Source organism: Streptomyces sp. NL15-2K, assembly GCF_030551255.1.
Taxonomy (GTDB): Bacteria; Actinomycetota; Actinomycetes; order Streptomycetales; family Streptomycetaceae; genus Streptomyces.
The window spans coordinates 2,689,020-2,712,873 of the sequence record NZ_CP130630.1 but is presented as its reverse complement, the minus strand read 5'-3'; the positions used below and the strand labels follow the sequence as shown (position 1 = coordinate 2,712,873).

At 69.1% G+C, this 23,854-nt stretch carries 22 protein-coding genes and 4 pseudogenes; 15 read left to right on the top strand and 11 right to left on the bottom strand.

Annotation, left to right across the window (positions count from 1 at the left end; all coding sequences use genetic code 11):
- Nucleotides 1-4: 4 nt before the first annotated feature.
- Nucleotides 5-2,215, bottom strand: coding sequence for a family 43 glycosylhydrolase (locus Q4V64_RS11715; protein WP_124443203.1), 2,211 nt, complete (start codon nt 2,213-2,215; stop codon nt 5-7).
- Between the two features lie 489 nt (nt 2,216-2,704).
- On the opposite strand from Q4V64_RS11715, the pseudogene Q4V64_RS11710 reads away from it, so the two are divergent.
- Nucleotides 2,705-3,436 (top strand): annotated as a pseudogene (locus Q4V64_RS11710) (right-handed parallel beta-helix repeat-containing protein); the annotation flags it as partial.
- Nucleotides 3,437-3,593: 157 nt separating this feature from the next.
- On the opposite strand, the gene Q4V64_RS11705 reads toward Q4V64_RS11710, so the two are convergent.
- From Q4V64_RS11705 to Q4V64_RS11695, 3 genes are all read right to left on the bottom strand, one after another.
- Entirely contained in the window at nt 3,594-4,424 is an 831-nt protein-coding gene (locus Q4V64_RS11705; protein WP_124443205.1) for a pectate lyase, read from the bottom strand.
- Between the two features lie 82 nt (nt 4,425-4,506).
- On the bottom strand, nt 4,507-5,355 hold the full coding sequence (locus Q4V64_RS11700) for a hypothetical protein (RefSeq protein ID WP_124443206.1): 849 nt from the start codon (nt 5,353-5,355) through the stop codon (nt 4,507-4,509).
- Nucleotides 5,352-5,915, bottom strand: coding sequence for a SigE family RNA polymerase sigma factor (locus Q4V64_RS11695; protein ID WP_124443207.1), 564 nt, complete (start codon nt 5,913-5,915; stop codon nt 5,352-5,354). The genes Q4V64_RS11700 and Q4V64_RS11695 overlap by 4 nt, the downstream gene beginning before the upstream one ends.
- A gap of 283 nt (nt 5,916-6,198) precedes the next feature.
- Between Q4V64_RS11695 and Q4V64_RS11690 the strand changes: the two genes are divergently transcribed.
- Nucleotides 6,199-7,656: an NCS2 family permease gene (locus Q4V64_RS11690; RefSeq protein WP_124443208.1), complete on the top strand. Its 1,458-nt coding sequence runs from the start codon at nt 6,199-6,201 to the stop codon at nt 7,654-7,656.
- 247 nt (nt 7,657-7,903) lie between these two features.
- Here the strand turns inward: Q4V64_RS11690 and Q4V64_RS11685 are convergent, their stop codons facing one another.
- The 3 genes from Q4V64_RS11685 to Q4V64_RS11675 form a co-directional block, all read right to left on the bottom strand.
- Complete coding sequence (locus Q4V64_RS11685) at nt 7,904-9,352, bottom strand: penicillin-binding transpeptidase domain-containing protein (protein ID WP_124443209.1); 1,449 nt, start codon at nt 9,350-9,352, stop codon at nt 7,904-7,906.
- 105 nt (nt 9,353-9,457) lie between these two features.
- Entirely contained in the window at nt 9,458-9,928 is a 471-nt protein-coding gene (locus Q4V64_RS11680) for a GNAT family N-acetyltransferase (protein ID WP_124443210.1), read from the bottom strand.
- A gap of 3 nt (nt 9,929-9,931) precedes the next feature.
- The gene (locus Q4V64_RS11675; protein WP_095751788.1) at nt 9,932-10,705 is read right to left on the bottom strand and encodes an IclR family transcriptional regulator; all 774 of its coding nucleotides are present in this window, start codon (nt 10,703-10,705) and stop codon (nt 9,932-9,934) included.
- Between the two features lie 145 nt (nt 10,706-10,850).
- Here Q4V64_RS11675 and Q4V64_RS11670 point away from each other — a divergent pair, with 145 nt between their 5' ends.
- The 7 genes and pseudogenes from Q4V64_RS11670 (at nt 10,851) to Q4V64_RS11640 (ending at nt 17,424) form a co-directional block, all read left to right on the top strand.
- Nucleotides 10,851-12,380, top strand: a complete 1,530-nt coding sequence (locus tag Q4V64_RS11670; RefSeq protein ID WP_124443211.1) for an aldehyde dehydrogenase (NADP(+)) — start codon at nt 10,851-10,853, stop codon at nt 12,378-12,380.
- Nucleotides 12,381-12,536: 156 nt separating this feature from the next.
- Entirely contained in the window at nt 12,537-13,145 is a 609-nt protein-coding gene (locus tag Q4V64_RS11665; protein WP_124443212.1) for a DUF1349 domain-containing protein, read from the top strand.
- A gap of 57 nt (nt 13,146-13,202) precedes the next feature.
- Nucleotides 13,203-13,728 (top strand): annotated as a pseudogene (locus Q4V64_RS54930) (GNAT family N-acetyltransferase).
- Nucleotides 13,729-13,814: 86 nt separating this feature from the next.
- Nucleotides 13,815-14,540: a DsbA family oxidoreductase gene (locus Q4V64_RS11655; RefSeq protein ID WP_124443213.1), complete on the top strand. Its 726-nt coding sequence runs from the start codon at nt 13,815-13,817 to the stop codon at nt 14,538-14,540.
- 108 nt (nt 14,541-14,648) lie between these two features.
- The gene (locus Q4V64_RS11650) at nt 14,649-15,698 is read left to right on the top strand and encodes an aminotransferase class V-fold PLP-dependent enzyme (protein ID WP_124443214.1); all 1,050 of its coding nucleotides are present in this window, start codon (nt 14,649-14,651) and stop codon (nt 15,696-15,698) included.
- A 45-nt stretch (nt 15,699-15,743) separates the two neighbouring features.
- Nucleotides 15,744-16,370, top strand: coding sequence for a sigma-70 family RNA polymerase sigma factor (locus Q4V64_RS11645; RefSeq protein ID WP_124443215.1), 627 nt, complete (start codon nt 15,744-15,746; stop codon nt 16,368-16,370).
- A gap of 43 nt (nt 16,371-16,413) precedes the next feature.
- Nucleotides 16,414-17,424, top strand: a complete 1,011-nt coding sequence (locus Q4V64_RS11640; protein WP_124443216.1) for a maleylpyruvate isomerase family mycothiol-dependent enzyme — start codon at nt 16,414-16,416, stop codon at nt 17,422-17,424.
- A 33-nt stretch (nt 17,425-17,457) separates the two neighbouring features.
- On the opposite strand, the pseudogene Q4V64_RS54925 reads toward Q4V64_RS11640, so the two are convergent.
- Nucleotides 17,458-17,557, bottom strand: a pseudogene (locus tag Q4V64_RS54925) (ectoine hydroxylase); the annotation flags it as partial.
- 64 nt (nt 17,558-17,621) lie between these two features.
- On the opposite strand from Q4V64_RS54925, the gene Q4V64_RS11635 reads away from it, so the two are divergent.
- The 6 genes and pseudogenes from Q4V64_RS11635 (at nt 17,622) to Q4V64_RS11610 (ending at nt 20,880) form a co-directional block, all read left to right on the top strand.
- The gene (locus Q4V64_RS11635; protein WP_124443217.1) at nt 17,622-18,152 is read left to right on the top strand and encodes a hypothetical protein; all 531 of its coding nucleotides are present in this window, start codon (nt 17,622-17,624) and stop codon (nt 18,150-18,152) included.
- Between the two features lie 16 nt (nt 18,153-18,168).
- The gene (locus Q4V64_RS11630) at nt 18,169-18,483 is read left to right on the top strand and encodes a hypothetical protein (RefSeq protein ID WP_124443218.1); all 315 of its coding nucleotides are present in this window, start codon (nt 18,169-18,171) and stop codon (nt 18,481-18,483) included.
- A 300-nt stretch (nt 18,484-18,783) separates the two neighbouring features.
- A pseudogene (locus Q4V64_RS11625) lies at nt 18,784-18,891 on the top strand (IS5/IS1182 family transposase); the annotation flags it as partial.
- Between the two features lie 95 nt (nt 18,892-18,986).
- Nucleotides 18,987-19,664: a VOC family protein gene (locus Q4V64_RS11620; RefSeq protein WP_124443219.1), complete on the top strand. Its 678-nt coding sequence runs from the start codon at nt 18,987-18,989 to the stop codon at nt 19,662-19,664.
- 121 nt (nt 19,665-19,785) lie between these two features.
- Nucleotides 19,786-20,391 (top strand): DNA-binding protein, encoded by a 606-nt coding sequence (locus tag Q4V64_RS11615; protein ID WP_253267251.1) that lies wholly within the window; start codon nt 19,786-19,788, stop codon nt 20,389-20,391.
- Between the two features lie 15 nt (nt 20,392-20,406).
- Complete coding sequence (locus Q4V64_RS11610) at nt 20,407-20,880, top strand: hypothetical protein (RefSeq protein ID WP_124443221.1); 474 nt, start codon at nt 20,407-20,409, stop codon at nt 20,878-20,880.
- A 227-nt stretch (nt 20,881-21,107) separates the two neighbouring features.
- Here Q4V64_RS11610 and thpD read toward each other — a convergent pair whose 3' ends face one another.
- Genes thpD through ectB form a run of 3 tightly spaced genes read right to left on the bottom strand, consistent with a single transcriptional unit; the run spans nt 21,108 to nt 23,752 of the window.
- Nucleotides 21,108-22,025: an ectoine hydroxylase gene (gene thpD, locus Q4V64_RS11605; RefSeq protein ID WP_124443222.1), complete on the bottom strand. Its 918-nt coding sequence runs from the start codon at nt 22,023-22,025 to the stop codon at nt 21,108-21,110.
- Between the two features lie 7 nt (nt 22,026-22,032).
- Nucleotides 22,033-22,437 carry an ectoine synthase gene (locus Q4V64_RS11600; protein WP_124443223.1) on the bottom strand — a complete coding sequence of 135 codons (405 nt, stop codon included), beginning with the start codon at nt 22,435-22,437 and terminating at the stop codon, nt 22,033-22,035.
- Nucleotides 22,438-22,477: 40 nt separating this feature from the next.
- Complete coding sequence (gene ectB / locus Q4V64_RS11595; RefSeq protein WP_124443224.1) at nt 22,478-23,752, bottom strand: diaminobutyrate--2-oxoglutarate transaminase; 1,275 nt, start codon at nt 23,750-23,752, stop codon at nt 22,478-22,480.
- Nucleotides 23,753-23,854: the final 102 nt, after the last annotated feature.

Below are 23,854 nucleotides of genomic sequence, written 5' to 3'. Positions count from 1 at the left end.
CGTGTCAGTGCCGTACCGGCCTGATCGACTCCAGCGTCGGCACCACTGGCACGATCGTGCCGTCGGCCGCGAACTTCATGCGGTCGATCGTCGTCTCGCGGTGCATGCCGTCACCGCCCGGCTTCCCCGGACCGTTCAGGGCGAACCGGTGGTAGACGATGTACCAGTCGTCGGTGCCGGGCGCGTTCGCCACGGAGTGGTGGCCGGTGCCGAGGATGCCGTGGTCGGGGCGCTTGGACAGGATCGTGCCCCGCTTGGTCCACGGGCCGAGCGGGGACGGTCCGGTCGCGTAGGCCACGTGGTAGTTCTCGCTGCGGGTGTCGTCCTCGGACCACATGAAGTAGTAGGTGCCCTTCCGCTTGATCACGAAGGAGCCCTCGCGGAAGTTGTCCGGGGTGATGTCCTTCACCTGCGAGGCGTCGAAGGACACCATGTCGTCGTTCAGCGGTACGACGTATCCGTGGCCGTTGCCCCAGTACAGGTACGACTTCCCGGCGTCGTCCGTGTAGACCGCCGGGTCGATCATCTGGCCCTTCAGCGAACCGCCCTTCGCCACCAGGGGCTTGCCCAGCGCGTCCTTGAACGGGCCCGCGGGGGAGTCGGCCACCGCCACGCCGATCTGCTGCTCGGCGCAGAAGTAGAAGTAGTACTTGCCGTCGTGCTCGGCGATCGCCGGCGCCCACGCGTTCTTGTCCGCCCAGGTCACATCCGGTCCGAGGTCCAGGATGACCCCGTGGTCCTTCCAGTGGACCAGGTCCTTCGACGAGTACGCCTTGAACTTCGTCCCGCTCCAGCCCTGGAAACCGTCCGTCGTCGGATAGATCCAGTACTCGCCGTTCAGATAGCGCACGTCCGGGTCGGCGTTGAGGCCGGGCAGGACGGGACTGCGGGTCGGCACCGCCTCGACCGTCCAGGTGCGGGTCGTGCCGTCAGCGGCCGACACGGTGTACTTCTGCGGCTTGCGGAAGTCGCGGCGCGTGCCGGATCTCGGGCTCAGCGTGGCCCCCTCACCCACCCACAGCTTCGGGGCGAGGCCGCGGAGATCCGCGTTCGGCTCCATCGGCAGCACGACCTTCGACGCGGCCTCGGTGACGATCGAGTAGCCCTTCTGGCCCTTCGCCGTCGCGTCCATGACGGAGGCGGGAGTCGAGGGGTAGGCGGCGAGCAGCCGGTCGTACTCCGCCTGCGTCACCGGGAGCACGGTGCCGTGCCGGGGACTGGCCGGCAGCTGGTAGTTCGTGGAGGGGGTCCACTTGCCCGAGTCGAGGTCGGTGGTCTCGAAGGGGATGTAGCCGCGGCCGCCGTACTCGTCGATGAACAGGTACCACTTCTCCTCGGTGTTGGACTTGAAGACCGTCGGGCCCTCACCGCGGTCCATCGCACCGCTGCCGATGCAGTCCGAGACGAAGTCGTACTTCGGCGACGTCAGGCTCGTCGACTTCTCCCCGGTGATGAACTTCGCGCAGGGCGAGCTGGAGGTCGGGTCCCGCTCGTCCTTGGTGTAGCGGTAGTAGGTGTCCTTGTGCTTCACCACTGTCGAGTCGATGACCGAGTAGCCCGGGTCGTTCCAGACCTTCGGCTCGCTGAAGGTGCGGAAGTCCTTCGTGGTGGCGTACATCATCTTGTTGTACGTCGAGCCCGTGTGGTCGGGGTCGTCGTCGGCGTACAGCTTCGACGCCCAGAAGACGACGAACTCACCGAGCGAGTCGTCCCAGTACGCCTCCGGCGCCCAGGTGTTGCCCGCGTTGTCGGGGGAGACCTTCACCAGGCGCTGGTCGGTCCAGTGGACCAGGTCGGTGGACTCCCAGATCATGATCGACTTGCTGCCGTGCCGCTGGACGTAGTCCCAGCTGCCGCTGGAGTTCTTGTACATCCGCAGGTCGGTGGCGATCGCGTAGAACTTGTCGCCCTTCGGGGAGCGGATCACGAACGGATCGCGCAGCCCCTTCTCGCCGATGGTCGACGTGAGGACCGGCTTGCCGGCGTTCAGCTCCCGCCAGTGCAGCGGGTCGTTGCCACGGCTGAGGGCGTAGCGGATCTGCTCGCCGTCGGCGGTTCCCTCACCGGTGAAGTAGGCGAAGAGATAGCCGGCGTACTTGGGCTGCTGCTTCACGGGGGGTGCTCCTGATCGGGCGGTGCTGGGGGGTATGGCGAGCAGGGAGAGGAGGAGGGCCAGGAAGGGGGCCAGGAGCGTGCGGGCGGTGCGGCTTCGCATGACACATCCTGTGGGAGTGTGGGGGATTCTGTTGGGTTCGCCTTGGGAGTGTCAGCGCAGGAGGTCAGCTGGTCAATCGGTGTGCGAGGGGCGAGGGGGAGCGAAAGTTTCGATCGTTTTCGCGGGGCGTCGGCAACCTTTCCGGCGTCGGCGGCGACCTGATCTCAGAAACGGGCCGGGGCAGCCCCTCCGGCCCGTTTCGTCCTCCCCCTCTGTCGACGAAAGGAACTTTTCGTGCGTCTAGTGCCCCGGCAGGCAACGTTTGCCCGTCAAGGAGCGGCGTCCGGTGCGTGCTCTCGGCGTGCCGGCCGGAAGCCCTCGTACTGGACGTACTTGGGCTTCCGGCCGGTGCGGCGAGTGGGGGCACCTCCCACGCCTTTAGGGCAGTGGGGGAGCGTGCCGGGCGTCGCGACGGGGCGAACGTTGCCTGTCGCGGCACTAGGTACCGGACGCCACCGCAGGACGCGGACCCTCTCGATCGCCGCGGCCGTGGCCGTCGCCTCGGGGGCGAGCGGCGTCTACCTCGGTCTCACCGAGGACGGCGCCCGGGCCGCCTCCACGACGGTCACCGTGTCCACCACCGCGCAGCTGGAGTCGGCCGTCAGGAACGCGGTCGCCGGTACGACCATCCAGGTCCGCGGCGGCACGTACACCCCTTCGGCCACGCTCAAGTCCACGGCGAACGGGACGAGTTCCGCGCGGATCACGTGGCAGGCGTACGGCGGGGAGAAGGTGAGGATCGACGGGTCCAAGTTGCCCGACGGCTCCTGGCTGGCCGGGATCCACGGCGACCACTGGACCGTGCGGGACATCACCTTCCAGAACTCGCCGGCTCAGGGGTTCGTCGCCACGTCGTCAGTGGGCGGGGTCTTCGAGAACCTCGTCACGGCGAAGAACGGCGGCTCCGGATTCACCCTGCGCGGCGACGACACGACGAACAACCTCGTGCGGAACCTGGACAGTCACGGCAACTACGACCTGGCCGAGCACGGTCAGAACGCCGACGGCATCGCGGTGACGTTCGGTTCCGGGACGGGCAACGTCGTCGACGGGGCCCGCCTGTACAACAATTCCGACGACGGGCTCGATCTGTGGCAGTTCTCGTCGCCCGTCACCATCAGGAACTCCTCGGCCTTCGGCAACGGCAACGGGTTCGAATTGGGTGGGGGAGGGGCCTCGGTGGTGCACAAGGTGGAGGGCAGCGCGGCTTGGGGCAATGCGCGGGGTTCCGCAATGAACTGACAAAGGGGTGCGCGAACGCCCCCGTCGGTCGTCACCGGCGGGGGCGCTCTCGTTACCGGTCGAGGGGGGCTCGACCAGTACGTCCGGCGGGCCCAAGGGGGGCTTGGCCCGCCGGAGTCAGAGGGCTACGACCACGTCAGCTGTAGCTGATGTCGGAGCTCTTGAACTTGCAGGTCTTGCCGTCGGGGCTGGTGCCCAGCTCGGTGGGCTCCTTGCCGGAGTTGTTGCCCTGGAAACGGACGCAGGTCTTGGTCTTCTTCTTGCTGTCGCCGTGGATACGGATCTTGGACAGCGTGGCGGTGTCCCCGTAGTTGGCGTTGACACCGACGATCGCCTTCAGCGGCGCCGTCACGTCGATGTCGCTCAGCTCGATCGTGCGCTTGTACTGCGTCTTGCAGTTGCCGCAGGAGCGGACCAGCTTGCCCGAGTTGTGGACCTGGAAGCCGGTCACGGTCAGCTTGCCGGCGCCGTTGAACTGGAGCACCTTGTCGGCACCGTTCTTCGCGCCACCGCCGATGACCTTGTACACGGCCGACGACGACTTGCCCTTGAAGCTGGCGGCGTCCTCGCCGACGTCCAGCCACCACACGTTCTGCAGCGTGCAGCTGCCCTTGCAGTGGACGCCGTCCGCGCCCGGGGTGCCGATGATCACGTTCTTGAGTAACGCGCCGTCGGCCAGCTCGAAGACCGGGTCCTGGCCCTCCTCCTGGCCGCTGCCGCCTAACTCGCCGGCGCCGTAGAACTTCTGGAGCTTGCCGTCGTACGTGCGGGACACCTTGATCGTCGACGAGACGGCCTTGCTGCCCTTGGCGGCCGGCCACGATGAGGCCGCGCCCGCGGAGGACAGCATCGTCGTGGTGACGATCGCCGCTCCGGTGATGCCGAGAGCGGAGGCTCCGGCGATCACGGCTCGCCGCCTGGTGACCCGGCGGCGATGGCGGACGCGCTGTTCTGCTCGTGCAGTCATGCCCATTTCCTTGCGTGGGAGGAACTTTGCGTTTCCTGGTCGCCACGGGTGGGGAAAGGGTTGCCGCGTCTGCGGAGTTTCTCTACGAGTCCGAGTCGTCGGACGAGTCGTTGTCGTCGCGCGCCGCGAAGTCGCCCTTCACGGCGGCCTGTTCGGACCCGGCTGCCGCCGTCGCCGTGTAGGTGTCGTCACCCGCGTCCCGGCCGCCGCGCTGGTGGTTGTACTGCCCGGCGAACACCCACTCGCCCTTGGGGACCGTACGGCCCTCCTTGAGCACCCAGGTGTAGACGAGGAAGCCGTCCCGCTCGCCGACCGTCAGAGTGAAGTCGTTCTCCGGCAGCGACCGCCAGGCGCCGGCGTTGGTGACACCGCCGGTCTGCGCGACCTTCAGCTCGACCGTGAGGGAGGTCAGTTGCTCGGAGGTCTTGAGAGTGATGTTGCTCTGCGCCCAGAAGTCGTTGCTGTGCGGGTCCACCGAGCCGTCCGACCACAGCGGGCCGTCCTCGGTTCCGGCGGCCGGCGGCGCCGCGGTGACCGACGTACTCGGCGTCCGCACGGGCGGCTTGCTCGGCTCGGGCTCCCGGGAGCTCGGCTTCGGGTCCACCGGCGGCTCGGGCGCGCGGCTCGTCGCGTCCGGCGACGGGCCGGGGGTCGCCGTGACCGCGACCTTCTGCGGGCTGACCTCGTCCTTCACCGCGGAGGCGACCGCGTATCCGCCGATCCCCAGCACGCCCGCGACCGCCGCCGTGGCGCTCACCACCCGCACCCAGCCGAACACCGGTGGACGGGTCGCCCGGTGGTCGGGGCGGGTCTGTTCGGTCATGCCGCGCTCGACCCGCGCCAGGATGCGCGCGCGGTCGGGCTCGTGTGCCCCAGCCGCCTCGTGCAGCCGGGCGCGCAGCTCCTCGTGCACGTCCCGCCGCATGGTCATCGGTCCCTTCCGGCGTCGCCGGTGCGCGCCATCGCCGCGTGCACCTTGTGCGGAGCTGCCTGCGTCCCGAGCGAACGCTGCAGTTCGGCCATCGCCTTGGAGGTCTGGCTCTTCACCGTACCGACCGAGACGCCCAGGGCGAGCGCGGTGTCCTTTTCCGAGAGGTCGAAGGCGTGCCGCAGGACCACGCAGGCGCGTTTGCGGAACGGGAGTCTACGCAACGCCTCCTGGACGTCGACGACCCCCGCCACGTCCGGGTTCTCGGCCTGCTCCTCGCGCTGCGACCAGAACAGCGCCACGCGCCGCCGTTCGCGGACCGCGCTGCGGATCCGGGTGCGGGCCAGATTGGCCACGACCCCCCGCGCGTACGCCACCGGATGGTCGGCATCGCGCACCCGGTCCCAGCGGTGCCACAGGGCCAGCAGCGCGTCCGCAGCCAGATCGTCGGCGGCGTCCGCCTCGCCGGTCAGCAGATGGGCGAGGCGGGACAGTTCGGCGTAGTGACGCTCGAAGAAGGCGTGGAATTCCACGGAGGCGGCGTCGTCGACGACTGTGCCCACGGGCGACCTCTCCTCACGGCGGCTCGGGCGCCCCCGGCGCCTGTGCGTGTCATGTGGCTGACATGTGATCATCCGGAGGGGGCCCGGACGAGATCCGGAAGCGTAGCAGTGATGGACTGCTTGGTTCGTACGGGTCTTCGAACACTGTCTGCAGGTCCGACGCTCACAGTCTGAAGGCCGAAGCCGATTCCGTAACACGGAGAAAACCTGAAACAGATTCAACGAGGGAACAATCCAGCCAGCATCCGCACACCGTTCATTCAGGCACCAAGGAGCAGCAGTCATGTCCGAATCGCAGAAGGTGGCCGGCCGGGCAAGTGCCCCGCCACCGGCGGCGAACAGCGTCGACCGGTTCTTCAAGATCTCCGCGCGGGGATCCACCTTCGGCCGTGAGATACGCGGCGGCTTCGCCACCTTCTTCACGATGGCCTACATCCTTGTCCTGAATCCCATCATCCTCGGCAGCGCGAAGGACAAGTTCGGTCACCAGCTGGACGCCGTCCAACTGACCACCGCCACCGCTCTGGTGGCCGCCGTCATGACCGTCATCATGGGCGTGGGCGGCAACCTGCCCCTCGCGCTCGCCGCCGGCCTCGGACTGAACGCGGTCGTCGCCTTCCAGATCGCCCCGCAGATGAGCTGGGACGACGCGATGGGCCTGGTCGTCCTCGAAGGCCTGCTGATCTGCGTGTTGGTGGTGACCGGACTGCGCGAGGCCGTCATGCACGCCATCCCGCAGCCCCTCAAGCAGGCGATCAGCGTCGGCATCGGCCTGTTCATCGCCTTCATCGGGTTCGTCGACGCCGGCTTCGTCACCCGGATCCCGGACGTCGTGAACACCACCGTCCCGGTCCAGCTCGGCGGCACCGGCACCCTCGTCGGGTGGCCGATTCTCGTCTTCTGCCTCGGCGTTCTGCTGACGATCGGACTGCTCGCCCGCAAGGTCAAGGGCGCCATCCTGATCAGCATCGTGACCATGACGATCCTCGCGATGATCATCAACTCGATCGCCGACATCAAGGCCTGGGGCCTGACCACGCCGGAGTGGCCCGACAAGGTGGTCGACACCCCCGACTTCGGGCTCATCGGTCACTTCAGCCTGTTCGGCGCCTTCGACGCACCCGGCGTCGGCGTCGTCACCGTCGTCCTGCTCATCTTCACGCTGATCCTGTCCGACTTCTTCGACACCATGGGCACGGTCGTCGGCATCAGTGCGGAGGCCGGACTCCTCGACGAGGAGGGCAAGGTTCCCAACCTCGGCCGGGTGCTGCTCATCGACGGTGCCGCGGCGGTCGCGGGCGGCGCGGCCTCGTCCTCCTCCGCCACCTCCTACATCGAGTCGGCGGCGGGCGTGGGGGAGGGCTCGCGCACGGGCTTCTCCAACCTGGTCACGGGTGGCCTCTTCGCCCTCGCCCTGTTCCTGACCCCGCTGCTCACCATCGTCCCGCTCCAGGCGGCCGCCCCCGCCCTGGTCGCGGTCGGCTTCCTGATGATGACCCAGGTCAAGCACATCGACTGGGACAAGTACGAGATCGCCATCCCGGCGTTCCTCACCATCGCCGTGATGCCGTTCACGTACTCCATCACCAACGGCATCGGCGCCGGCTTCCTCGCCTACGTGGTGATCAAGACGGTCCTCGGCAAGGCCAAGGAGATCCACTGGCTGCTGTGGGGGACCTCGGCGCTGTTCCTGGTGTACTTCGCGATCGACCCGATCGAGCAGATCCTGGGCGCCAAGTGAGGCCTGGGGGCAGCCCGTCTCGGGGCTGCCCCCAGCAGCTGTCGGGGCACTAGTGCCGCGGCAGGCAACGTTTGCCCCGTCGCGACGCCCGGCACGCTCCCCCACTGCCCTAAAGGCGTGGGAGGTGCCCCCACTCGCCGCACCGGGCACAGACCCAAGTACGTCCAGTACGAGGGCCTGCGCCCGGCACGCCGAGAGCACGCACCGGACGCCGCTCCTTGACGGGCAAACGTTGCCTGCCGCGGCACTAGTTCAACGCCGCTTCCATCACGGCCTTGGCCACCGGTGCCGCCAGCCCGTTGCCGCTGACTTCCGACCGGGCCGCGTTCGACTGCTCCACGATCACCGCCACGGCGACCTCCTTGCCGGTCGCGTCGGACTTGCCGTACGACGTGAACCAGGCGTACGGCGTCTCGCTGTTGTTCTCGCCGTGCTGGGCCGTACCGGTCTTTCCGCCCACCGTCACGCCGGAGATCCGCGCGTTCGTGCCGGTGCCCTTCTCGACCACCGTCTGCATCGCCGACTGCAGTTGCTCGGCCGTCGAGGAGCTGACGATCTCCTTCGTCGAGGTGTTGTCGTCGTAGTTCTCCAGGACGTCACCGCCGCTGTCGGTGATCTGCGACACCATGTGCGGTGAGACCAGCTTGCCGCCGTTGGCTATGGCGGCCGACACCATGGCCATCTGCAACGGGGTCGCCGTCACGTCGAACTGGCCGATGCCCGTCAGGGCCGTCTGCGCCTGGTCCATGTCCTTCGGGTACATGCTCTCGTACGCCCGCACCGGCACGTCCTGCGTCGCGTCGTTGAAGCCGAACTTCTCCGCCATCGCCCGGACCTTGTCCTGGCCCAGGTCGACGGCCATCTTCCCGAAGACGTTGTTGCAGGAGTACTCCAGGGCCACCCGGATCGAGGCGTTCGCGCAGGGGGCCGACGGGTTCTCGTTCGTCAGCTTGTCGGTCGACTGCGGCAGCGGATACGGGTTCGGGCTGTCCGTCCTTACGTCCACCGACGAGTACAGCCCGTCCTCCAGCGCGGCCGCCGCGACGACCAGCTTGAACGTCGAGCCCGGCGGCAGCGGCTGGCGCAGCGCGCGGTTCGTCATCGGCTTGTCGGGGTCCTTGGTCAGCTTCGACCAGGCGTCGGTGTCGCCCGTGCTGATCGTCGACGGGTCGTACGACGGCGTGGAGACGACCGCGAGGATCTTGCCGGTGGCCGGGTCGATCGCGACGGCGGCTCCCTGCTTGTCGCCGAGCGCGTCGTACGCCGCCTTCTGCGTGGCCGGGTCGATCGTCGTGATCACATCACCCGGGTCGGCACGCTTGTTCGTGACCGTGTCCAGCACAGTCTTCAGACGGTTGTCCGTCCCGTCGAGCAGGTCCTGATAGATGCCCTCCAGTTGGGTCGCGCCGTACACCTGCGAGCTGTAGCCGGTGACGGCCGCGTACAGACTGCCGTCCGTGTACGTCCGCTTGTACTTCAGGTCGCCGCTCGTCGTGCGCGCCGAGCCGGTGACGGACTTTCCGCCCACGACGATGTTGCCGAGCGGCTCGCTGTACAGCTCGATCGCGTTGCGCCGGTTGTTCTTGTTGTCCGCGAGCGCTGTGCCGTCGTAGAACTGCACCCAGGTCGCCCTGATCAGCAGAGCGAACACCAGCAGCAGCGTGAAGACGGAAGCGCGCCTGATCGTCTTGTTCATCCCACTGGGACAGACGATCGAGGGCGAGCGGAGCGTTCCCCTCCGCCGAAATTCCGACGGATTTCTCATCGGGTGTTCATACGCGCGGCCTTCAGGAGGCGGAAGTCACCCTTCCAGCGTCAGCACGACCTCGTCGATCTCCTCGTCCCGGGCCTGGGCATACCCCCGGGCCTGCGCGGTCTCCCGGAAGCCGCACTTCTCCAGGACGCGCAGCGACCCCTCGTTGTCCGCGGCGGCGCGGGCGTAGAGCGGGCGCTCCGGCACCTCGGCCAGCAGGTCGCGCAGCGCGGCTGTGGCGATGCCCCGGCCCCAGTACGCGCGGTCGATCCAGTACGTCACCTCGCGCTCGCCCGGCTCCCCGTACACGGCCACGCTGCCCACCACGTCACCGTCCGCCAGGACGGTCCGCGCGACGTCGTCCGAGGACCGGATCCGTTGCCAGTGCGCGTCGAAGGCGTCCCAGTCGGCGGGATCCTTCGCGGTGAAGGCCGCCATGCGGACGGCCTCCGGGTCGTTCATCTGCCGGAAGAAGACCGGCAGGTCGCTGTCGTGGATCTCGCGGAGCGCGACATGCATCGGTCAGAGCCTCCGGGTGGCGAGCGTGAGCCGGTCGCGGGCGTCGAACAACGCGTCCTTCACCATCTGCTCGTGCGCGGGCGTCAGCCGCGCCACCGGCACCGAGCAGCTGATCGCGTCGCGGGCCGGCGTGCGATAGGGGATCGCCACGCCGAAGCAGCGCAGCCCCAGCGTGTTCTCCTCGCGGTCGACGGCGAAGCCCTGCTCCCGCACCTGGTGCAGCTCCTCGATGAGCTTCTCCCGGTCGGTGATGGTGTTCTCGGTCAGCGCGGGCAGCGTCTCGGGCAGCATCTTGCGGACCTGCTCGTCCGTGTAGGTGCTGAGCAGCGCCTTGCCGAGGGAGGTGGAGTGGGCCGGCAGGCGGCGGCCGACCCGGGTGAAGGGGCGCAGGTAGTGCTGCGACTGGCGGGTGGCCAGATAGACGACGTTCGTGCCGTCCAGACGGGCCAGGTGGATCGTCTCCGTCGTGTCGTCCGACAGCCGGTCCAGCGTCGGCCGGGCCGCCGCGACCACCTCGTCGCCGTCGATGTACGAGGTGCCGACCAGCAGAGCCCGTACGCCGATGCCGTACCGTGTGCCCGTCGCGTCCGTCTCCACCCAGCCCAGCTCGACGAGCGTGCGCAGCAACATGTAGAGGCTGGACTTGGGGTACCCGACGGCCTCCTGGACCGCCGCGAGGGAGTGCATACCGGGGCGTCCGGCGAAGTATTCGAGCAGTTCAACCGTCCGTACCGCGGACTTGACCTGCGCCCCGCCGCCTGTCTCGGCTGCCGACATCGCCCTTGACCCCTTCGTTCGACGGGAAATAGTCTCCAACAGCATATTCATCATCAGAGACAGCGTTCAGCATATCGAACGAGCCTGGTGGATGACCTGGAACACTAGCCATACAAGCAGCAATACATATGTGGAGGGACCCGCGGTGGCAGCAGCACCAGTCTGGAGTGTCGACCCCCGAACCGGGAAGCAGCGTGAACAGGTTGCGGTGGAGGCCACAGCCCAGGAGGTCGACGCCGCCGTCCGCGCCGCGCACGACGCGCGTGACTCCCTCGCCGACCGCGCGGTCCGCTCCGCCTTCCTGCGCGGCGCCGCCGACGGCCTGGAATCGGCCAAGGACCAGCTCGTCGAGGCCGCCGACGCCGAGACCGCGCTCGGCCCGGTCCGGCTGACCGGCGAGCTCGCCCGCACCTGCTTCCAGCTGCGGGCCTTCGCCGACATCGTCGACGAGGGCGCCTTCCTCGACGTCGTGATCAACCACCCCGACGACACGGCGACGCCGCCGATCCCGGACCTGCGCCGCTACAAGGTGCCCCTGGGCGTCGTCGCCGTCTACTCGGCCTCGAACTTCCCCTTCGCCTTCTCGGTCGCCGGCGGCGACACCGCGAGCGCGCTGGGCGCGGGCTGCCCGGTCGTCGTCAAGGCCCACCCCGACCACCCGGCCCTGTCCGAGCTGGTCGCCGCGGTGCTGCGGCGGGCCGCCGGCGCGCACGGCATCCCCGAGGGCGTCGTGGGCCTCGTCCACGGCTTCGAGGCGGGCATCGAGCTGATCAAGCACCCGCTGGTCTCCGCGGCGGGCTTCACCGGGTCCATCCGCGGCGGACGCGCCCTCTTCGACGCCGCCGCCGCGCGGCCGGTGCCGATTCCGTTCCACGGTGAGCTGGGGTCGCTCAACCCCGTGGTCGTCACGGAGGCGGCGGCCGCCGAGCGGGCGGATGCGATCGGTGCGGGGCTGGCCGGGTCCATGACGCTGGGTGTGGGCCAGTTCTGTGTGAAGCCGGGCCTGGTGCTGGTGCCGTCCGGCGCGGCGGGCGACGGCCTGGTCAAGTCGCTCACGGATGCCGTCAGCAACACCGACGCCGGTGTGCTGCTCGACCACCGTATGCGGGACAACTTCGTCGCCGGGGTCGCCGAGCGCGTCGAGCTGCCGGAGGTCGAGTCGCCGGTGACGCCGGGGGCGGGTGGCGAGCACACGGTGAGCGCGGGCTTCCTGACCGTGCCGGCCGAGAAGCTGGCGCGGGAGGGGGAGCACGACCTGCTGCTGGAGGAGTGCTTCGGGCCGGTGACCGTGGTTGCCCGCTACGCGGACGACGCCGAGGCGCGGGCCGTGCTGTCCCGGCTGCCGGGCAACCTCACGGCGACGGTTCAGCTGTCCGAGCAGGAAGCGGCGGGTGAGGGGCGCGGCGCCGAGCTGCTCGCCGAGCTGACGCCGCTTGCCGGGCGTGTGCTGGTGAATGGGTGGCCGACGGGTGTTGCTGTGGCTCCGGCCCAGCATCACGGTGGTCCGTACCCGGCTACGACGTCGACGTCCACTTCTGTTGGTGGCACGGCGATTGAGCGGTGGCTGCGGCCGGTTGCGTATCAGAATGCGCCGGAGGCGTTGTTGCCGGCTGAGCTGAAGGATGACAACCCGTTGGGGTTGCCTCGTCGGTTCAACGGGCGTTTGGAGCGGTAACGCTCCGCGGGGTGCGCCGTAGGGGTGCGCCGTAGGGGTGCGGTGGATTGCGGGCTGCCGGTTCGTTGTGGCTGGTCGCGCCCACGCGGCGGAGCCGCATATCGATACAGTCCCGCGCCCCTGAGTTACTCGAACCTGGCCGGAGATATTTGCTCGATGGACGTGGAACTTTCCGAACTGCCCTTTCCTCTCCGTACCTACGGGCCCGACGGCAACTGGTCCTACGAGGACGGAGTCCTCACTGGGTGGGCCGGGCCCCGGCAGGATCGGTTTGTGCCGCCTACCGGTGAAGCCCTCGACCCCGCCTCCGACGCACCGCGTCTCCTGGGCGCCCCCGAGGGCGACTTCCAGCTGATCGCCCGCGTCACCGTCGGGTTCGCCGCCGCCTTCGACGCCGGGGTGCTCTACGTCCATGTGGGCGAGCGGGCCTGGGCCAAGTTGTGTCTGGAGTACTCCCCGGACGTGCCCACCGTCTGCACGGTGGTCACCCGGGGACACTCCGATGACGCCAACTCCTTCACTGTGGAGGGGAGTTCGGTGTGGCTGCGGGTGAGCCGCACCGGGCGGGCCTTCGCCTTCCATGCCTCCTGTGACGGCGAGCGGTGGACCTTCGTCCGGCTCTTCACGCTGGGGGACGAGAAGGAGAGCGACGCCGCCCTGGTCGGTTTCATGGCGCAGTCGCCGATGGGGGAGGGCTGTGTGGTGACGTACGACCACATCGAGTTCCGCCCCAGTTGGCCGAGCGATCTTCGAGACGGAAGCTGAGCACACTCGTCGTAGCAGGCTGGGAACCGCGTCCGCCGCGGGCACGTCCTCCGCTGCATGATCAGCGAACGCGTGACCGGAAGCCGGGTGATCCGCACCGTCCTGCCCGCCGAGGCCGAGGCCGTGACCGCGCTGCACGCGCGGGCCCGGGCGACGTACTACCCGGACGGCGTCCCGGACGACGGCACCGACTGGCTCGCCGCCTGGCGGACCGCTCTCGCGCGGCCCGACGGGCGTGTGCTGTGCGCCGTCGAACAGGGGCGGATCGTCGGCCTCGCCGCCTTCCGTACCCCGGAGGGCGCCCGCGGAGATGGTCAAGCTGTTCCAGTTCCATGTCGCCCCCGACCGCTGGCGCACGGGCGTCGGTACGGCCCTGCACGCGGCCTGCGTGGAGGAGTGGCGGGCCGACGGACGGCGTACCGCCGTACTGGACGTGCACGTCGGCAATCGGCGGGCGCAGGCCTTCTACGCCCGCCAGGGCTGGGAACCGGACCCGCACCACTCGCCCGCCGACGGGGATCACCATCTCTTCCTGCGCTATGCGGTCGCCGGGGAGTGGTCCGGGGAGTGGTCCAGGGAGTGATGCGGGGAATGAACCCTGCTGCTTGAACGTTCATCAACTAATCGGAGGGAGTCTCCGTACCCGTACGACTTGGAGTGAGCCGTCACATGCGCGTCGAGATCTGGACCGACATCGCCTGTCCCTGGTGCTACGTAGGAAAGGCCCGCTTCGACAAGGCGCTGGAGGCGTTCCCGCACCGCGACCAGGTCGAGGTGGTGCACCGTTCCTTCGAGCTGGACCCGAGCCTCGCCAAGGGCGACATCCAGCCCGTGATCTCGATGCTCACCAAGAAGTACGGCATGAGCGAGGCGCAGGCCCAGGCGGGCGAGGAGAACCTGGGCGCGCAGGCCGCCGCCGAGGGCCTGGAGTACCGCACCCGCGGCCGCGACAACGGCAACACCTTCGACATGCACCGGCTGCTCCACCTCGCCAAGGAGCAGGGGAGGCAGGACGAGCTGATCCAGATCCTCTACCGGGCCAACTTCGCCGAGGAGCGGTCCGTCTTCTCCGAGGGCGACGAGCGGCTGGTGGAGCTGGCCGTCGAGGCGGGACTCGACGCCGCCGACGTCCGTAAGGTGCTCACCGACCCGACCGCGTACGCGGACGAGGTCCGCGCCGACGAGCGCGAGGCCGCCGAGCTCGGCGCGAACGGCGTTCCCTTCTTCGTCCTCGACCGCAAGTACGGCGTCTCCGGCGCCCAGCCCGCCGAGGTCTTCGCGCAGGCGCTGACGCAGGCCTGGGGCGAGCGGCCGCCGCTGAAGCTGCTCGACGACGGTGCCGCCGGTGGCGCGGACGCGTGTGGCCCCGACGGCTGTGCGGTGCCGCAGCACTGAGAAGCTGGGAAACGGTGCAGGTCAGGGCCGACCTATAAGCATTCCTTAGCGAAACCACGTAAAGATTCGCAATGGACGAGGGGATCCGAGGGCCCCACAGTGGTTCCTATGGAGACCTTCGAGAGCCTCGTCCGTACCGAGTTCGCCCCGAAGAACACCTATCTGAACACCGCGAGCAGCGGGCTGCTGCCCGCCCGTACGGTCGCGGCCATGCATACGGCCGTGGAGGCCGCCGCGGCCGGGCAGCCGACCGACATGTTCGGGGACGTCGAGGCGAGCCGGGCCTCCTTCGCCCGACTGGCCGGGGTTCCCGTCGGCCGGGTGGCCGCCGGGGCCTCGGTCGCCGTCTACAGCGGGCTGGTGGCCGCATCCCTGCCCGCGGGTGCCGAAGTCCTCACTGCCGAGGGCGACTTCAGCTCCCTGGTGAACCCCTTCCACGTCCGCGGCGACCTGAAGGTCCGCAGCGTGCCGCTGGAGCGCGTCGCCGAGGCGGTGCGACCCGGTACGGCGCTGGTCGCGGTCAGCGCCGCCCAGTCGGCGGACGGCCGGGTCGCCGACCTGCCCGCCATCCGGGCGGCGGCGCGCGAGCACGGGGCGCGCACGTACGTCGACGCGTCCCAGGCCGCCGGATGGCTGGACTTCACCGCCGACGCCTACGACTACGTCGCCGCCGTCGCCTTCAAGTGGCTCGTGTGCCCGCGCGGGGTGACCTTCCTGGTCGTCCCGGAGGACCTCGGCGGACTCCCGTCGCTGTTCGCCGGCTGGGTGGCGGGGGAGCGCCCCTGGGACGCCTGTTACGGTCCGGTCGAGGAACTCGCCCACTCCGCCCGCCGGTTCGACGAAAGCCCCGCCCTCTTCTCCTACGCCGGCGCCCGCCGCTCCCTCGCCCTGCTGGAGGAGCTGGGCGTGGACGCCGTAAGGACCCACGACCTCGCCCTCGCCGACCGCTTCCGCGACGGTCTGCACGATCTCGGACACCAGCCGGTCCCGGCGCCCGGCTCGCCGATCGTCTCCGTCCCCGGCCTCGGCCACCGGCAGTCCGGCCTGAGCAGCGCCGGCGTCGAGGTCTCCGACCGCGCGGGCAACCTGCGGGCCGCCTTCCACCTCTACAACACGATCGCCGACGTCGACCGCCTGCTGGACGTCCTGTCTTCGTGAACCACTGGCGCGGGCCCGTCCGGGACGCTAGGAAGGGCACCGGGGGTGGTGGTGCCGTTGGAATCCACGGGCAAAACGTCCGTCGAACCGGCCGCCGACGCGGAGTTGCGGCAGCGGCTGGTGTACGGCGACGAGTCCGCGCTGGCCGAGGCGTACACGGCGTACGGCGAACTGGTGCGGCGCGTGGCCGTGCGGGTCACCCGCAGTCCGGTCGCCGCCGAGGACGTGGCGCAGGAGGTCTTCGCCCAACTGTGGAGCAGGCCGTACGCCTTCGACGCGGGCCGCGGCAGCCTGCGCACCTGGCTGTCCTTGCTCGCGCACCGGCGGGCCGTCGACTGGGTGCGCAGCGAGGCCCGCCACCGCAAGGACGCCCGCGCCGACGACTCGGCGCTGCACGCGATCGCCGACGCGGGCCCCGGCCCCGACGAGACGGTCGTGGACCGGGAACGCTCCCTGCTGCTGCACTCGGCCGTCGCCGAACTCCCGCAGCCCGAAAGGGAGGTGGTGCACCTGGCGTACTTCGCCGGCCGCACCTACCGGCAGGCCGCCATCGAACTCGGCATCCCCGAGGGCACCGCCAAGACCCGCCTGCGCAGGGCGTTACGCACCTTGGCCGCGTCCTTGGCGGATTCGCCCGACCCACCCGATCCCGCGTGGGAAAAGGGCGCATGATGGCGAGCAGGGCAGTCGGGCAGGGCACGGAAGGAGGCGTACGGTGACCGCGGATCACGACGGCGTACGGGACCTGCTGGCCGCGTGGGCCTTCGGCGCCCTGGAACCGGCCGACGAGAAGGCGGTCCCGCCGCACCTGGCCGAGTGCGAGAGCTGCGCGGCGGAGGCGCAACGACTGCGGGAGACGGTACGACTGCTGGACGGGCCGCCGCAGGACGGATCGCCGGCCGCACCACCACTCACCGACGGCGTGCTGTCCCGTGCCCTGCGCACCCGCCGCCCCGCCCCCCGCGTGGCCCCGCACGCCGCCCCCTACGCCTCCGCCGTAGCCGCACTGCACGCGCTGCTGCCCGAGGCGGAAGGCCGCTGGGGTACGCCGGTCGTGCACGACTGGGACGTGCACGCGACCGTCGCCCACCTGCTCGCCGCCGACGAGCCGCTCGCCGGTCTGCTCGGCATCGAGGCGCGGGTGCCGGCCACACCGGCGGAGGAGGGGGCGTCCTGGGAGGACGCCTGGAACCGCCGTACCGCCGCTGTCATCGCTCACGAGCACCGCCGTACGCCCGCGGAGACCGTCGCCGACTGGGCCGCGCAGGCGGACGCGCTGCTCGCCACGCCCGAGGCCCGCGACCCCGAACCCGCCGCCCCGGCCGTGACGTTGATGGGCATGCGGCTGCCGGTCGCCGACCACTTCCTGGTGCGCGCCTTCGAGGCGTGGATCCACACCGACGACATCGGCCGCGCCCTCGGCCTGTCCGTCCCGCCGCCGCCCGAGGCACACCTGTGGCAACTGGTCCGCCTCGCCGTCCGCGTCCTCGGCCTGGCCCTCGGACCCACCGCGCCGCCGGTGCTGTTCTCGGTCACCGGCGGCGAGGAATGGGTACTGGGCTCCGAGGACGAACCCGTCGCGGCCGAACTCGCCCTGGACCCGGTCGACTTCTGCCTTCTCGTCGGCGGACGGTACGCGCCCGACGAGGTGCCGCGGGGTGCCAACGGGGACGAGGGAGCCGTACGGAACGTACTGGAGCGGGCGGCGTCACTGGCGTGGCTGTGAAGCCGCTACCGCCCGCTCCACCGGGCATCGGGTTCACTTCACCGGGGTGAAGTCCCTCGCCCCGATGAACTCGGGCCGCCGTACCGGCTGCCGCGAATGGCTCGACCGCCTTGTTCTCCACGCTGTTGAACACGCACCGGCGGCGTCCACCTCGGTGACGGTTGCTCTCCGCGGCCAAGGTACGGAATCGTGGCTGCGTGACCGACAGCGTTCTTCCTCCCGCGCCGAACGGCGTCGGCGTACCCGGGTTGCTGAGCGCCCTGGACTCCTACCGGTTGGCGCGCCAAACCCTGCTGGGGACCTTGGGACTCGGCCAGTCGAACCGGGATCCCCTGGCTGAGTTCGCCGAGCACCTCGTCGCGGCCCTGTTGGGGGCCCGGCTCGCCGAGTCCCGGGTGCAGGCGAACTACGACCTGATATCAACCGATGGCGAGCACGTACAGGTCAAGTACCTCGCCAACCCTGTCTCCCACTGGCCGAACGAGCACACTGTGCGAAGCATCCCTGGGGTCGACTGGTACGCGCTCGTCGTCTACGAAGCCTTCGCCGTGACGAGCGTCCTGGCCTTCCCGCCCGACCTGACAGAGATCTGCTCGGCTCTGGGCAAGCGCCACCCTGGCCAGTCGACGTCTCTGCAATTCACCCGCAGGAATTGGTGGACGGTCCGGGATGACGTGGACGCCTTTCGGCAGCTAGGCATGCGCGTCTGGTTTCCTCCCTTCGCGTAGGCGGATCAAGCCGGCCGTGCGCAAGGATGAGGCCATATACAACGAGTGGAACGCCATCACGGAGTTTCGCCTCTTCGAGGATGAGGACCCGGCCGCGCAGCGGAATTCCGCGCCGTCGTCCGCCGTGGAGCCGACACCGACACCAGGTGCTGAAGACCTCGTGCCTGAACAGCTTGCCTGCCGGGACTGCCGCGCCACCTACGATCCGGGCAACCCGGACGAGGTCAAGTTGCACACCGAGCCCGTGAACTGCGGGCAGTCGTGCCGGTGCGTCGGGCGCCCGCGCTGCTACACGTGCGGCGGCTCGTTCTGCATGTGCGCCGCACACTGAACGTCTGGCGAGAGGACTGCCCATGCCCGAGCCTGTGGACGTCGAGGGGATCAGCCAGGAAGTTCTGGACCTGGCCTCGTGGTCGGAGTGGGTTCCCTTGGCCGACGCTGAAGTGCCGCAAATGCCGGGCGTCTACCTGGCCAAGCGGGGCGCGGCTGGCCCGCTCGTCTACGTCGGTACGGCAGGTGAACGCCAGGGAGAAGGACTGCGCGGGCGGCTGCGGCGCTACACCAGCGGCAAGGCGCTGGCCTCCGGGCTCGGAGAGGCGGTCTTCGACCTCGCGCTGGCCGACCCTCAGTCAACCGGCTCAAAAGCTTCCGGGCCGTGGCCACGAGGTACGACAAGCGGGCCTACGTCTTCCACGGCACCGTCACCCTGGCGGCCATCCGGTTATGGCTCCGGACATGATCAGTCAGCAGTAGAGGAGGTCATCGGCCGGACTCTTTGATGTGCGACGCTGCTTGTTTGACTCTCAGGCGACCCGAGACTCGCACAATGGTCCCGTGCTGAGCATCGGGAGTTTTTCGCTGGTCACCGGTCTGTCGATCACCGCGTTGCGGCATTACGACGATGTCGGGCTACTGAAACCCGCCTACGTCGACCCCGACACCGGATACCGACGGTACCGGCCTGACCAGGTTGACGAGGCGCGTCTGTACGCGGCGTTGCGCCGTATCCAGGTTCCCGTCGATGCCATGCGCGCGGTTGGCGAACACGGCGTCGGCGCTGTGCTTGCCGAGCACCGTGAACGCCTGCAAGCCAGAGCCGACTCGCTGACGAAGCTCATCGAGACAGTCGATCGCTACATGGAGAAGGGGCTACCCGTGAAGACCCGCCGAATTAGCCAGGTCACCATCGTGGCCGATGACCTGCCTGCGTCGGTCGCGTTCTACCGCGACGCTTTCGACGCCGCGTACCACCAGGAGATCAGCTCGTTCCAGTTCGGCACATACCCTGACGACGACTTCTTCCTCTTGACGGTGGCCAACCCCGAATCACACCCGTGGCCCGGCGGGCCAGCCAAATTCGGCCTGGGCGTCGAGGACATCGACGCCACGCATGCGCGTGCGCTCGCCGCTGGCGCCGTGGAGATCGGCGCACCGGTCGACAGGCCGTGGAAGCCACGGTCGTCGACCGTGCAGGACCCCGGCGGCAACCACATCGACCTGTACCAGGCGTGAGCACTAGACCAGCGCCGGTGGTATTGTCGCGGGCTGGCTGGCGTGGGACAAGGGCGACAACGGCTCCGCCCGTTCCTGGTACGGCGCAGCGATCAAGGCCGCCAAGACGGCCGGGAATCCCTTGCTGGCCGCCTGTCAGCGGGGCACGCTCGCCCAGTTCGAGGCGCACGCCGGTAACGGCGTGGAAGCGCTGAACCAGGCCAGTCGGGCACGGCGCGCGCTCGGCGACCGGCGTCCGGCCGTCGCGGATGCATGGCTGTCCAGCGTCGAAGCGCTCGGCCACGCGGCGGTCGGGGACCGGCGGGCTGCCGACAAGGCCCTGACCACGAGCCGGGCCGCGGCAGAGGCCCTGAAGGAGTCAGAGGAGCCGCCGCCGTGGCCGTGGGTGTTCTCCTTCACCCCGGACAAGGTGACCGCCTGCCGGGTGACCTGCGGCGCACGGCTCGGCTTGTCCGACTGGGTGATCAGAGATGACATGGAGGCCCTGGCCACGGGCCACGCCAAGCAACGCGCCTTGCTGGTGCTGGACCTCGCCGCTGGTTACCTGGCCGCTGGTCGGGTAGACGCGGCGTTCTCCCTAGCCTCTCGCGCCCTCGACACCGGCCTGACGTATCGGTCCGGCCGGATCGTGGAGCGGGCCCGCGGCGTACGCCGTACCCTCACGACCGCCTCCCCGCCCAAGGTGGTGCGGGACTTCGACGAGCGCCTACACGGCGTCTACCTGTAAGAGAGGGATCACGGAATGCGCGTAGGGATCACCGGGCACCGCGGGTTGAACACGGATGTAGAGCGGCAGGTGCGTGCGATGCTCGGCGAGGCGGTACGCGGATACGACGCCGCCGGCCTGACCGCCGTCTCGTGCATCGCGGACGGCCCTGACTCCTGGTTCGCCGAAGCCGCCCTCAAGCACGGAGGACAACTCGAAGTCGTCGTGCCCGCTTCCGAGTACCGGGCGAGCCTGCCGGAGTGGCACCGCCCCGTCTATGACGAGTTGTACGCCTGCGCGGCCGATGTCCATGAGACCGGGATGACGGAGTCGACTTCTGAGGCGCACATGGCGGGCAGTGAGGCCCTGGTGGGTCTGGTGGATGAACTGATTGCCGTGTGGGACGGGAAACCGGCGTGGGGGTATGGCGGGACCGCGGACGTGGTCGCGTACGCCGAGCGGACCGGTGTACCGGTGCGGGTGCTGTGGCCGGAGGGCGCCACCCGCTGACAGGAAGCACCACGACTCCCGCCCCCACCGGTGATCCGCATCAGGCGTTGTGGCCCTTCTGCCGCGATAGCCGTGAGCAGCCGGATCCGCACGCCTTCGGGCGGAGGCGGGTCCGACTGCTCTACGGGCGCCGAAGTGCCGGATCTCGTGCCGGAGGATGTGTGGTCCTCCGGCAGGTCACGGACCCTCCCTGCGGCCGTGTTTGCCTGGTCAACCGGGAAGTGGTCTCACCGCACGGGCGTGAAGTCCCTCGCCCCGATGAACTCCGGCCGCCGTACCGGCGCCGCGAACGGCTCCACCGCCGCGTTCTCCACGCTGTTGAACACGATGAACACGTTGGAGCGCGGGAAGGGCGTGATGTTGTCGCCCGAGCCGTGCATGCAGTTGCAGTCGAACCAGGTCGCCGAACCGGCCTTGCCCGTGAACAGCTTGATGCCGTACTCGGAGGCCATGGCGGTCAGCGCCTCGTCGGACGGGGTGCCCGCGTCCTGCATCTGCAGGGACTTCTTGTAGTTGTCCTTCGGGGTGGCCCCCGCACACCCGAGGAACGTCCGGTGCGACCCCGGCATGATCATGAGACCGCCGTTGGTGTCGTAGTTCTCGGTGAGCGCGATGGAGACCGACACCGTCCGCATGTTCGGCAGGCCGTCCTCGGCGTGCCAGGTCTCGAAGTCGGAGTGCCAGTAGAAGCCGCTGGCCCCGAAGCCCGGCTTGACGTTGATCCGCGACTGGTGGACGTACACGTCCGAGCCGAGGATCTGCCGTGCCCGGCCGACGACCCGCTCGTCGCGCACGAGACGCGCGAACACCTCGCTGATCTTGTGCACTTCGAAGACGGAACGGATCTCCTGGGACTTCGGCTCGACGATCGACCGCTCGTCCGCCCGGATCGCGGGATCCGTGACGAGCCGCTCCAACTCCTGGTGGTACACGGCTACTTCGTCGTCGCGGATGAGCTGGTCGATGGCCAGGAAGCCGTCCCGCTCGAACGCCTGGAGGTCGGTGCCGGAGATCGGTCCGGGCGTGCCGGGCGCGGACCAGACGACCGGGTCCTGGCGCGGGGCCGCCACCTCGGCGGCACCGCGGCTGGGATAGAGATCCGGGACGGTGGTGGGCGTCGTGGTGCTGGGCGTGGTGGTCGTCATGGGGATGTCACACCTCCTCGGGTTCGGTGAGCAGCGGGTAGACGCCGTTCTCGTCGTGGTCCTCCCGTCCGGTCACGGGCGGGTTGAAGACGCAGAGGCAGCGGAAGTCCTTCTTGATCCGCATCGTGTGCCGCTCGTGCCCGTCGAGCAGGTACATGGTCCCGGGCGTGATCGTGTACCTCTGCCCGGTCTCGTCGTCGGTGAGCTCGGCCTCGCCCTCGACGCACACGACGGCCTCGACGTGGTTCGCGTACCACATCGACGTCTCCGTACCCGCGTACAGAGTGGTCTCGTGGAGGGAGAAGCCGACCTTCTCCTTCGCGAGGACGATGCGTTTGCTCTCCCAGGTGCCGGACGCGGATTTCACATGCCGGTCTGTGCCTTCGATCTCCTTGAACGAACGGACGATCACGGTGCTGCGATGCCTCCTAGTTAGGTGGTGTTAGGTGGTGCTACTTAGATGTTTCCCGTACGGAGCGGGCGAGGATGCTGAGTCCCTCGTCCAGTTCCTCAGGTGTGATGGTGAGCGCCGGGAGCAGCTTGACGACCTCGCCCTCCGGGCCCGACGTCTCGATGAGCAGCCCGAGTTCGAAGGCGCGCTTCGCGACGCGCCCCGCGCGCTCCTTGTCGTGGAACTCCATGCCCCACACGAGCCCGCGCCCGCGGTACTCCTTCACGTCGGCGGGGTTCTCCTCGGTGATGGAGATGAACGCCTGCTCGATCTGCTCGCCCCGCTTCTGGGTCTGCTTCTCCATCGCGGACCCGTCCGCCCAGTACGCCTCAAGGGCGGCGGTGGCCGTCACGAAGGCGGGGTTGTTGCCGCGGAAGGTGCCGTTGTGCTCGCCCGGCTCCCAGATGTCCAGCTCCGGCTTGAACAGGCACAGCGACATGGGCAGGCCGTAGCCGCTGATGGACTTGGAGACGGTGACGATGTCCGGCGTGATCCCGGACTCCTCGAAGGAGAAGAAGGCGCCGGTACGGCCGCAGCCCATCTGGATGTCGTCGACGATGAGCAGCATGTCCTGGCGCTCGCACAGCTCGGCGAGCGCACGCATCCACTCCGGGCGCGCGACGTTGATGCCGCCCTCGCCCTGTACGGTCTCGACGATCACGGCGGCGGGCTTGTTGAGGCCGGAGCCCTGGTCCTCGAGCAGCCGCTCGAACCACAGGAAGTCCGGGACCTTGCCGTCGAAGTAGTTGTCGAACGGCATCGGGGTGCCGTGGACCAGCGGAATGCCCGCGCCAGCCCGCTTGAAGGCGTTGCCGGTCACGGCGAGCGAGCCGAGCGACATGCCGTGGAAGGCGTTGGTGAAGGACACGATCGCCTCGCGCCCCTTCACCTTCCGCGCCAGCTTCAGCGCGGACTCCACGGCGTTGGTGCCGGTCGGGCCCGGGAACATGACCTTGTACGGCAGGTCGCGCGGCCGGAGGACCAGGTTCTGGAAGGACTCCAGGAACGCGCGCTTGGCCGTGGTCGACATGTCGAGCCCGTGCGTGACGCCGTCCCGCTCCAGGTAGTCGATCAACGCCCGTTTGAGGACGGGGTTGTTGTGCCCGTAGTTCAGCGACCCCGCTCCGGCGAAGAAGTCGAGGTACTCATGGCCGTCCTCGTCGAACATGCGGCTGCCCTGCGCGCGGTCGAAGACGGTGGGCCAGCCGCGGCAGTAGCTGCGCACCTCGGACTCGAGGGTCTCGAAGACGCTGAGGTCGGGCTGGATGATGGTCACGACGAATCGCTCCTCATTACGTGGGGGTTCAGAGGGGGAAGTCCGAAGGGGAAGTCCGAGAGGGAAGTCCCAGGGGGAAGTCCCAGGGAGAAGTGCGAGGGG